Genomic DNA, 8,139 nt, shown 5'->3' with positions numbered 1-8,139 from the left:
CGGCCGGCCCGGGTTCCGCGCCGTGCGCGGCGTCGACTTCGAGATCGCGCCGGGGGAGGTGCTCGGCCTCGTCGGCGAGTCCGGCAGCGGCAAGACCACCATCGGGCGCGCCATCGCGGGCCTGACCCGCGTCACGGGCGGTTCGCTCACGGTTCTCGGGCACGAGATGCGCGGCATCCGCGAGCGCGAGTTCCGCCCCGTGCGCAAAGACGTGGGGTTCGTCTTCCAAGACCCTGCATCGAGCTTCAACCCGCTGCTCACGATCGGCGACGCGATCGCCGAGCCCATGCTCGTGCACGGCGCCGTACCGAATGCGGCCGCCGCGCGCGCCCGGGTGCTCGAGCTGCTCGGGGCCGTGCAACTTCCCGATGAGTACGTCGACCGCTTCCCGCACGAGCTCTCCGGCGGTCAGAGGCAGCGCGTCTCGCTCGCTCGCGCCCTCGCGCTGCGGCCGAAGCTGGTGATCTTCGACGAGCCGACCTCGGCCCTCGACGTGTCGGTGCAGGCGCGCGTGCTCGAGCTGATCACGCGGCTCCAGGCCGAGTTCGGCTTCGCCGGGCTCTTCATCAGCCACGACCTGGCCGTCGTCGACCTGATCGCGACCCGCATCGCCGTCATGCACACGGGCGAGATCGTCGAGACCGGCACGAACGCCGAGGTGCTCGGCAGCCCCCGCGACCCGTACACGCAGAAGCTGCTCGCGTCGCTCCCGGTTCCCGACCCCGTGGCTCAGGCCGCTCGACGCGCGGAGCTCAAGGAGCTCGCGGCGCAGAACGCCGAGGGCAGCGCGGGCTGAGTAGGCTCGCAAAGGTGAAGACGCAGCCCGGAAGCGCCCCCGCGCCGATCGTCGTCAACGACCTCTCGGCGCAGTACCGCACCAAGGGGCACCCCGGCGGGTACGCGCTGCGGGGGGTGAGCTTCGAGGTCAAGGCGGGCGAGGTGCTCGGCATCCTGGGGGAGTCGGGCGGGGGCAAGAGCACCCTCGCTCGCATTCTCGCGGGGGAGCTCGCGCGAAAGGGGGCGGGCGGATATGACATCCGCATCTCGGGCGGCGACGCGTATGTCAACGGCGTCGCGTTGCGCACGATCTCGCAGGGCAAGCGGAATCGGCTCACCTTCCACACGGCATATCTCGCGCAGGATGCGAACGATCGGCTCGAGCGCACCGAGACGGTCGCCGAGCTGCTTCAGCAGCCGATCTTCGCGCGGGACAAGCGCTTCGACGCGGAAGCCGCGCAGACCCGCGCGCTGACCGTGCTCGACGCCGTGGGACTGCCGCTCGCGGTGATGGAGAAATACCCCTACGAGCTCTCCGATGGCCAGCGACAGCGTGTCGCGCTCGCCCGCTCGCTGGTGCTCGGGCCGAACGTGCTCATCGCCGACGAGCCGACGGCCGGCATCGACGTCACCGTGCGCGACACCGTGGTGCGCGTGATCGAGAAGCTGCGTGAGGACCCGCAGTTCGCGGCGCTGGTCGTCACGCACGACCTCTCGGTGCTGAGGCAGCTCGGCGCGCAGGTCGCCATCATGCACGACGGTGTGATCGTCGGGTACGGCGACATCGACTCTGTGTTCCGGGAACCGGATCACCCGTATGTTGCGAAGCTGGCGAGAGCCTTGGGGCTCCCCGGCTTGGACTCGAACCAAGAACCTATCGGTTAACAGCCGATTGCTCTGCCAATTGAGCTACCGAGGAATGCGGCCCGGAGAACCGGGCAACGAGGTCTAGCTTAAGGGATCGAAACGGCGCGTTCCAAATCGGCGGCGTGCCCCCGATCGGGCCTCAGCCCTCGAGCTGGTCGACGCCGGGAAGCCAGGCCTGGCCGGGCACGCCCCAGCCTCGCTTGCGGCTGATCTTGACCCACTCGCGGTCGAATGGGCGCGGCAGCCGGTCGAGATAGAGGATGCCGTCGAGGTGGTCGTACTCGTGCTGGAAGATGCGGGCGAGCCAGCCCTCTGCCCGGATCTCGAACGGCTGCTCATCGAGATCGATCGCCTGAAGGATCGCGGCGGGGGAGCGGCGCAGCGGGAACCGCTCGCCGGGGAACGACAGGCAACCCTCGATCTCCTCCTCGTCGTCGGCCTCGCCGACGGGCGTGGGCTGGATCCACAGCACGGGGTTGATCGCCACGCCGCGGTGCTCGATGTCGTCGTCGTCCGTCCATCCGAAGACGAACAGGCGCTTGTTCACGCCGACCTGCGGCCCGGCGAGGCCGACGCCGGGCGCGGCATCCATGGTCTCGTACATGTCGTCGACCAAGCGGCGCAGCTCGTCGTCGAAGACGGTGACGGGCTCGGCGGGCGCGTGCAGCACGGGCTCACCCTGAATTCGGATCGGGAGTACGGCCATTCGCCCAGGATATCGGCGGGCGGTCCGGTACCTTTCTCACGTGCCAGCCGCCGCGATCGGGCTCGACCCTCTGAGCCTCGACCCCCGTCAGTTCATCGGCATCCCGCTGGCCCTCGTCGGCGCGGTGTTCCTCTCGCTGGGTGCGCAGCTGCAGCACGCGGGCGTCGCGAAGGTCGACGAGAGCAGCGAGACCGATGCCGCATCGGGCGGCCTGAACCTCGGGCAGCTGCGTCTGCTGCTCGCCCGGCCCAGCTGGGTCGCGGGCACGCTCATGCTCGGCGCGGCGATCCTGCTGCAGCTCACGAGCCTCGCGTTCGCCCCGCTCATCGTCGTGCAGCCCCTTGGCGCATTCGCGCTGGTGGTCACCGCGATCGTGAACGCGCGCGTGGCCAAGCACCGCCTGAACCGCCTGAGCGTCCTCGCCATCTGCCTCTGCGTGGCAGGCGTCGGCGCGTTCGTGCTGGTCGCCGCGTTCCAGGCCCGCGAAGTGCCGATCACCGAGGTCGAGCTGATCCGCATTCTCGGCATCCTCGCCGCGGTCCTCGTGCTCGCGGCGGCCACGTTCGCCGTGTTCCGGAAGAGGATGCGCGCCCTGATGTACGTCGTCGCGGCGGGCATCCTCTACGGCTTCGTCGCCACGCTCGCCAAAGTCGTGATCGCCCGCCTGCAGCAGCACGAGTTCGATTTGCTGACCGCGGTCTGCGTCGCCGCGCTCATCGCCGCCGTCGCACTCGGCGCCTATTTCGTGCAGAACGCGTATGCCTCGGGCCCGCCCGATCTCGTCATCGCCGGCCTCACGGTCATCGACCCGCTGGTCGCGGTGACGATCGGCATCACGATCCTCAACGAGGCCCTGGCGGTGCAGCCCTGGGCGATCGCCGTCTGGCTAGTCACGGGCGTGGTCGCGGTTGTGGGTGTGCTGTTGCTGGCGCGTCATCACCCGCAGATGCCGGGGTGAGGTGCCTAGACTGGGGCGCCGAACCCCTTGGCATCCCCGTTCCCCTCCGAGGTATCACCACGTGACCGATTCGAGCGACGCGCATTCGCAGCCGCTGACGATCCTGTTGGGCTGCGACACCTTTGCCCCCGATGTGAACGGTGCCGCCCGCTTCGCCGAGCGGCTTGCGGCCGGTCTCGTCGGGCGGGGCCACACCGTTCACGTCATCGCCCCGTCGCGAAGTGCATTCCGCACCGGCGCCTGGGACGAGACGCATGAGGGCGCCCGGCTGCACATGCACCGCCTCTTCAGCCTGCGCTGGTACCCGCACGAATGGCTGCGGTTCATGATGCCGTGGACGATGCGCCGCAACGCGGGCCGCATCCTCGACGAGATCAAGCCCGACGCCGTGCACTTCCAATCGCACTTCGTCGTGGGGCGCGGTCTCTCTCTGGCGGCGCGCTCGCGGGGCATCCGGGTCATCGCGACGAATCACACGATGCCCGAGAACATGATCGAGCACACGACGGTGCCGAAGCCGCTGCAGCCGCTGCTGCTCAAGTGGGCGTGGCGCGATGCGGCCGAGATTCTGAGGCGGGCGGATGCCGTCACGACGCCGACCCGCAGGGCCGCGGACTACCTCGAAGAGGCGACCGGGATCTCCGGCGTCCACGCCATCGGCAATGGGGTGCGCGTCGGCGACTACACGCCCGATTTCGAGCATCGCGGCAATCGCATCGTCTTCGTGGGCCGCGTGACGGGCGAGAAGCGCCTCGAGGTGCTGGTGCGCGCCGTCGCGCTGCTGCCGAAGACGCTCGACTGGTCGCTCGAGATCGTCGGCGACGGCGAGCAGCGGCACCACCTCGAGCGGCTCGCCGCCCAACTCGGCGTCGGCGAGCGGGTGAGCTTCGCCGGCCTCGTTTCGGACGCCGACCTCAAGAAGGCCTACACCCGCGCCGACGTGCTCGCGATGCCGTCGACAGCCGAACTGCAGTCGATCGTGACGATGGAGGCGATGTCGTCCGGGCTGCCCGTGGTCGCCGCCGACGCCATGGCGCTGCCGCACCTCGTGCACGACGGCGAGAACGGTTACCTCTTCCGCCCCGACGACGCGCAGGATCTGGCGCAGAAGCTCGAGCGCATTCTGACCCTGCCCGACGACGAGTTCCGCCGAATGAAGAAGGCGTCGCTGCGGCTCATCCAGGTGCACGACATCGAGCGGACGCTGACGACCTTCGAGTGTCTGTATCGTGGAGAGCCGGTGGTGGACCCCGTGACCGACCTCGACACCGACGAGCGTCGCGACGACTCCGTCGCCGAGGGGCGGTAGCTCAGCCGGTTAGAGCAGGGGACTCATAATCCCTGGGTCGCGGGTTCAAGTCCCGCCCGCCCTACTGTGCGATGCGCAGAGCGGCCAGCTGCGAACCGCGGTACTCCTTCCCCGATAATCGAGGCATGGTCTTTGTGCGCATGTCTGCGAACGACGTCGACGACGTGCGCGACTTCCTTCAGACCGTGGATCTGACGCTCGCCGGTCTCGGCGAGCCCGCGGTGCAGCTCTGGGTCGAGCGCGACGACAGCGGCGAGATCATCGGCAGCACGGGGTTCGAGCTGAGCAGTGACGGCCGGCACGCGCTCATCCGCAGCGTCGCGGTCGCCCTGCAGCACCGCACCGCGGGAGCAGGCTCCCGGCTGGCGCGGTACGCAATGGAGCAGGCGCGCGCAGCGGGCGCGTCACAGGCATGGCTGTTCTCGCGGCGCTCCGGGCCGTTCTGGCAGCAGCTCGGCTTCGAAAGCGCCGATCGGCGCGAGCTTGCGGCGGCCCTGGCCGACGCGCACCAGGTGCGCCTCTTCGTCGCGAGCGGGCAGCTCGAGCGCGAGGTCGCGTGGTCGCGCACCCTGACCCGCTGCGAGTGAGTATCGTGAGCGCCAACCCGCCCCGCGCTGGAGGAGCCGATGGCCGTTCGCGTTGACCTCAACATCTCACTCGACGGGTTCGCGACGACGACCGACCAGACGCCGGAGAATCCGTTCGGAGAGGACTGGGCCCGTCTGACGAAGGCGTATGTCTCGACCAGGACGTTCCGTCAGCGCGTTCTGCACGACACCTCGGGTGCAGGCACGACGGGCGTCGACGACGCATATGGAAAGGCCTACTTCGAGAACGTGGGCGCGGAGATCATGGGCGCCGGCATGTTCGGCTTCCACGACAACGCCGACGACCCCGGTTGGAGCGGCTGGTGGGGCGACGAGCCTCCGTTCCACGTGCCGGTGTTCGTGCTCACCCACACGGCGCCGCGTCCGCCGCTCGAGCTGTCGGGCGGCACCACCTTCCACTTCCTCAGCGCACCGCCGCGAGAGGCGCTCGACCGCGCGCTCGACGTCGCAGGCCACCAGGATGTCCGCATCGGCGGCGGCCCCACCGTGATCCGCGACTTCCTCACAGCGGGGCTCGTCGACCGGCTGCACGTCGCGATCGTTCCGATTCTGCTCGGCCGGGGTATCCGTCTATGGGACGGACTGCGCGGCTTCGAGGCCGGCTATGAGGTTTCGGCTGAGACGGCCGAGAGCGGCGTCGTCCATGTGACATTCCGACGTTGACGGGGGAGTGATGGCGACAGGCATCCGCGCGGTGCTCTTCGATATCGACGGCACGCTGGTCGACTCGAATTATCTCCACGTGGAGGCCTGGCATCGCGCGTTCCAGTCGGTCGGCGAGCACGTCGATGCGTGGCGGATTCATCGCAGCATCGGTCAGGACTCGGCGCAGCTGCTCGCGAGTCTGGTCGGCGAGCGGCCCGACGCATGGAACGAGCACGCCAAGTCGCTCCACGCCCGCTTCTACCAGGATCTCGCCCCGCGGCTGCGCGTCTTCGACGGCGCCCGCGAGCTGATCGCCGCACTGGACCGACGGGGCGTTCCCGTCGTGCTCGCCACGTCAGCGCCGCAGGATGAACTCGATCTGCTGACGGGCCTGCTCGGCGTCGACGACGCCGTGCACGCGACGACCTCGGCAGACGATGTCGACACCGCGAAGCCGGCACCTGACATCATCGCGGTCGCGCTCGAGCGCGCAGGGGTCGACTCGCAGGCGGCGATCATGATCGGTGACGCCGTCTGGGACATGAAGGCCGCGGCGCGCGCCGGTGTCGCGCCGTACGCCGTGCTCTCGGGCGGGGTCAGCGAAGCCGAACTGCGCGAGGCGGGAGCGAACGACGTGTTCGAAGGCACCCGTGCTGTCCTCGAGAGCCTCGACCGGCTCCTGGGCGCGTGATACACCGCTTTCTCCACGAGGCTGCACGCGAGTTCCACTGGGACACCCGCGCGGGCGCCCAGGCTCGGCTGCTCCTTGCGCTCAAGGCGGCGATCGCCGCCGGTGTCGCCTGGCTCGTCGCACAGGCCGTGCCGGGCGCCGCGTCTCACTATCCCTACTACGCGCCGCTCGGCGCCGTGATCGCGACGGGGCCGACGGTGCTCGGCGGCATCCGCGAGGGCATCCGCACCGTCATCGGCCTCGCCGTCGGTATCGGGCTCGCCCTGCTCGTCGTGCTCGTCGGCGGCCCCCACCTCCTCACCGTGCCGATCGCGGTCGCCATCGCCGTGCTGGCCGCGGGGTTCCAGTTCGTCGGGGAAGCGAACACCTGGGTGGCATCCGCAGCGATCTTCGTGCTCCTGATCGGAGGAGCGGACCCGACGGACTACTCGATCGGGTACTTCCTTCAGACCCTCATCGGCGCGGCCGTGGGCGTCGCGGTCAACATGCTGATCTTCCCGCCGCTCGCCGTTCGGGAAGCGGACCGCGCGCTGCAGGCGCTGCGCGACCGGCTCGCCGACCATCTCGAGAGCCTCGCGCAGGCGCTCGAAGAGGACGACGTGGACGGCGACGCGTGGGCCGCTCGCCTCGACCGCCTGCAGGCCGACGCGAGTGCGGTGCGCCGGTCAGTGCGACGGGCCGACGAGAGCCGACGCGGCAACCCCCGGGCGCTCCGCGGCGACATCCGCGCCGAGGTCGAGTCGTCATACGTCCAGCTGCGGGCGTTCGAGCGCGCGACGTTCGCCGTCACCGATCTCACAGACATCCTCGGCCATGCGTCGCCGGTGACCGAGCCCTTCGGCGGCGTCGACGCGGACCTCATTCCCGCGTTCGCCGACGCGGCACGGCGCGTCGCGTCCGCGCTGCGCGCGGCCCCGTCCGACGAGCAGCAGGTCAGGCAGGCCCGAGGCGACGCCCAGGACGCTCTGGCTGCCCTCGAGCGCGAGCTGGACAAGGAGGGCAGCGTGCACCCGTCGGAGGTCCCGATGAGCACCGCGGCGGTGGTGGCACTGCGCAACGTCCTCACCGCCGTCGCCCAGCGGTAGCAAGCCGACGCCCGCGACGTGACAGGCGGCCGCGAAACGCATCGCCTGTTCACATTCCGAAAACGATTTGCCTATAGGGTGTCCTCCTAATGGGGGACCAACCCGATGGACCCGTTTTTTCGAGGACGAACATGACGCAGCGCCCTGCGCACACCGATCGTGTGCTTGCCGACAGTGTCGACTTCCTGATCATCGGCGCAGGACCGACCGGTCTGGGCGCCGCTGCTCGCCTTGAGCAGCGGGGCGCGGAGTACGCCCTCGTCGAGGCGAGCGACCGCGTCGGCGGAGCGGCCGCCGCCGTCACGGACGCACGGGGGTTCTCGTGGAGCGTCGCAGGCGCGAGCGGCGCGCAGTGGCAGGCGATCGCCGACCGACTCGTCGACCCGGCACGCCTGTGGCTGCGGACCCGCGTCGCTCACGTCGACGTCGCGCGCCGCGTGGCGATCCTCGCCGACGGCCGGGCCCTCGCGTACCGCTGGTGCATCTCAGATCG

Annotated in this window: 10 protein-coding genes and 2 tRNA genes; 10 read left to right on the top strand and 2 right to left on the bottom strand. The window is 69.9% G+C overall.

What is annotated here, in order from left to right; translation table 11 throughout:
• Together ACM2XV_RS10040 and ACM2XV_RS10035 are read left to right on the top strand one after the other, a co-directional pair.
• Positions 1-796, top strand: a 796-nt coding sequence (locus ACM2XV_RS10040; RefSeq protein ID WP_487026827.1) for an ABC transporter ATP-binding protein, incomplete at its 5' end; no start/stop codon positions are given.
• Between the two features lie 14 nt (positions 797-810).
• Positions 811-1,662 carry an ATP-binding cassette domain-containing protein gene (locus ACM2XV_RS10035; protein ID WP_487026828.1) on the top strand — a complete coding sequence of 284 codons (852 nt, stop codon included), beginning with the start codon at positions 811-813 and terminating at the stop codon, positions 1,660-1,662.
• On the opposite strand, the gene ACM2XV_RS10030 is transcribed toward ACM2XV_RS10035, so the two are convergent.
• Positions 1,624-1,696 (bottom strand) — tRNA-Asn (locus tag ACM2XV_RS10030). The two genes, ACM2XV_RS10035 and ACM2XV_RS10030, sit on opposite strands and share 39 nt — an antisense overlap.
• An 87-nt stretch (positions 1,697-1,783) precedes the next feature.
• Positions 1,784-2,350 carry a peptide deformylase gene (def, locus tag ACM2XV_RS10025; protein ID WP_344777587.1) on the bottom strand — a complete coding sequence of 189 codons (567 nt, stop codon included), beginning with the start codon at positions 2,348-2,350 and terminating at the stop codon, positions 1,784-1,786.
• A gap of 40 nt (positions 2,351-2,390) precedes the next feature.
• On the opposite strand from def, the gene ACM2XV_RS10020 reads away from it, so the two are divergent.
• The 8 genes from ACM2XV_RS10020 to ACM2XV_RS09985 form a co-directional block, all read left to right on the top strand.
• Positions 2,391-3,308 (top strand): DMT family transporter, encoded by a 918-nt coding sequence (locus tag ACM2XV_RS10020; protein WP_487026826.1) that lies wholly within the window; start codon positions 2,391-2,393, stop codon positions 3,306-3,308.
• 61 nt (positions 3,309-3,369) lie between these two features.
• On the top strand, positions 3,370-4,617 hold the full coding sequence (locus ACM2XV_RS10015) for a glycosyltransferase (RefSeq protein ID WP_487026825.1): 1,248 nt from the start codon (positions 3,370-3,372) through the stop codon (positions 4,615-4,617).
• Positions 4,608-4,681 (top strand) — tRNA-Ile (locus ACM2XV_RS10010). Before ACM2XV_RS10015 ends, ACM2XV_RS10010 begins: the two co-directional genes overlap by 10 nt.
• Positions 4,682-4,742: 61 nt before the next feature.
• Positions 4,743-5,204: a GNAT family N-acetyltransferase gene (locus ACM2XV_RS10005; protein ID WP_344777594.1), complete on the top strand. Its 462-nt coding sequence runs from the start codon at positions 4,743-4,745 to the stop codon at positions 5,202-5,204.
• Positions 5,205-5,243: 39 nt separating this feature from the next.
• Positions 5,244-5,888 (top strand): dihydrofolate reductase family protein, encoded by a 645-nt coding sequence (locus ACM2XV_RS10000; protein WP_344777596.1) that lies wholly within the window; start codon positions 5,244-5,246, stop codon positions 5,886-5,888.
• Between the two features lie 10 nt (positions 5,889-5,898).
• Positions 5,899-6,561 carry an HAD family hydrolase gene (locus tag ACM2XV_RS09995; protein ID WP_344777598.1) on the top strand — a complete coding sequence of 221 codons (663 nt, stop codon included), beginning with the start codon at positions 5,899-5,901 and terminating at the stop codon, positions 6,559-6,561.
• On the top strand, positions 6,558-7,646 hold the full coding sequence (locus ACM2XV_RS09990; RefSeq protein WP_344777600.1) for an FUSC family protein: 1,089 nt from the start codon (positions 6,558-6,560) through the stop codon (positions 7,644-7,646). Before ACM2XV_RS09995 ends, ACM2XV_RS09990 begins: the two co-directional genes overlap by 4 nt.
• Before the next feature lie 131 nt (positions 7,647-7,777).
• The coding region (locus ACM2XV_RS09985; RefSeq protein ID WP_487026824.1) for an NAD(P)-binding protein at positions 7,778-8,139 on the top strand (362 nt) is incomplete at its 3' end.

It is taken from the genome of Gryllotalpicola sp. CP2-P1 (genome assembly GCF_057512245.1).
This window is presented reverse-complemented; position numbering and strand designations above follow the sequence as displayed.

Coding starts and splice junctions, on each gene's coding strand:
- ACM2XV_RS10000 (WP_344777596.1), top strand. CDS start 5,244: ATGGCCGTTCGCGTTGACCTCAACATCTCACTCGACGGGTTCGCGACG.
- ACM2XV_RS09995 (WP_344777598.1), top strand. CDS start 5,899: ATGGCGACAGGCATCCGCGCGGTGCTCTTCGATATCGACGGCACGCTG.
- def (WP_344777587.1), bottom strand. CDS start 2,350: ATGGCCGTACTCCCGATCCGAATTCAGGGTGAGCCCGTGCTGCACGCG.
- ACM2XV_RS10005 (WP_344777594.1), top strand. CDS start 4,743: ATGGTCTTTGTGCGCATGTCTGCGAACGACGTCGACGACGTGCGCGAC.